Origin of the sequence: Kitasatospora sp. NPDC093558 (assembly GCF_040683475.1) — a bacterium.
Classification (GTDB): Bacteria; Actinomycetota; Actinomycetes; order Streptomycetales; family Streptomycetaceae; genus Kitasatospora.
Genome location: NZ_JBFBDY010001121.1, coordinates 1 through 1,509, shown reverse-complemented (window position 1 = coordinate 1,509; position 1,509 = coordinate 1). Strand labels below are relative to the sequence as shown.

1 protein-coding gene is annotated in these 1,509 nt (G+C 75.0%); it reads left to right on the top strand.

Annotation, left to right across the window (positions count from 1 at the left end; all coding sequences use genetic code 11):
• On the top strand, positions 1-1,509 hold a 1,509-nt coding region (locus AB0O00_RS39040; protein WP_363659421.1), incomplete at both ends, for a tetratricopeptide repeat protein.

Below are 1,509 nucleotides of genomic sequence, written 5' to 3'. Positions count from 1 at the left end.
ACCGGTCGGCGGCCGAGGCCGCGGGCGGCTCGATAGAGATCGGGGCGGCCGCCGTCCGGACGGCACGGTTCGCCACCGCGGAGGAGGCGGAGGCCTGGCTGGAACGCGAGCACCTCAACGTGCTCGGTGCGATCGGCTTGGCCGAAGGGGTCGACCAACCGGAGGCCGCGATGATCCTGACGGCGTCGGTCTCCGGCTACCTGCACCGCAGCCGCCGGTTCGAGGAGGCGCTGTCGGCGGCATCGATGACGCTGCGCTGCGTGGCCCGGGAGAACCCGTCGGACCTCGAAGCCTGGGCCCTGGAGATGGTCGGGTCCGCGCTGGGGAGGCTGGACCGGCACGAGGAGTGCGCCGCCTCCTACTACCGGGCGTACACCATCTACGCGCGGCTGGGCGACCGCCTGAAGGAGGCTCGCTCCCTCCGCCAACTGGGCGTGGCCCTGCGGGAGATCGACGGACGCGCGGAGGAGGCGGAGGAAGCCCTCGCACAATCGCTCGCGATCTTCCGTGACCTCGGCGACCGGCACGGCGAGGCCACGTGCCTGTACCACCAGGGGCTGGCCCGCCACCACGAGCAGCGCTACCCGGAGGCGATCGACCTGCAGCGGCAGGCGGCCGAACTCTTCGACGCGACCGGGGACGCGGTCAGCCGGCAGACCGCGATCCTCACCATGGCCGCCGCCCAGCAGGGGCTGGAGGAGTACGCGGCGACGCTCGGCTCGTACGAACAGGGCATCGCACTGTACCGGGAGGTCGGGGAGCGGCGTCAGGAGGCGACGGCGCTGGAGCACCTCGGGGTGGCGCTGCTGAGCCTGGACCGGCCGGCGGAGGCCGAACAGCGGCTGGGCGAGGCGATCGCGCTGTTGCGCGGCCTCGACGACCCGCGGGCGCTGGCGTCGGCGCTGCGGCATCTGGTCGACGCACTGGACTCGGCCGACCGTTCGGAGGAGGCGGAACCCGTGCTGCGGGAGCTCGCCGGGATCCACCGGGACCTCGGCGACCGTCCCGGCGAGGCGCGTGCGCTGGGCAAGCTCCAGACCGTCCTGGGCCTGTCCGGGCGGCACGGCGAGGCCGCCGCGGCCGGTTCCGCCGCCGCCCGGATCCTGGGAGAGCTCGGCGATGTGCAGGGAGAGGCGGTGATCCTGCTGCTGCTCGGCCTGGACCTGACGGCCGAGGAGCAATGGCCGGAGGCCGTGGAGGTGTACGAGAGGTCGGCGGAGCTGCACCGGGAGCTGGCCGACGAGGAGAGCGAGGCCCAGGCGCAGGCCGGCCTCGGCGCGGCCCTGCTCAACCTCGGGGAGCCCGAGGAGGCCGTCCTCGCCCTGCAGCGGGCGGCCGAGCTGCTCCACGCCGGCGGCGACCGCGAGGCCGAGGCCCGCGTCCTCAACCTGCTCGCCTTCGGGCTCCACCACCTGGACACCCCGCGCGACGACGAGGCGCGCGCGGCCCGGCCCCCGGCCGCGCAGCGCGAACGCGCGGTGGGGGACAGCGGGGGTGCGGGCCAAACCG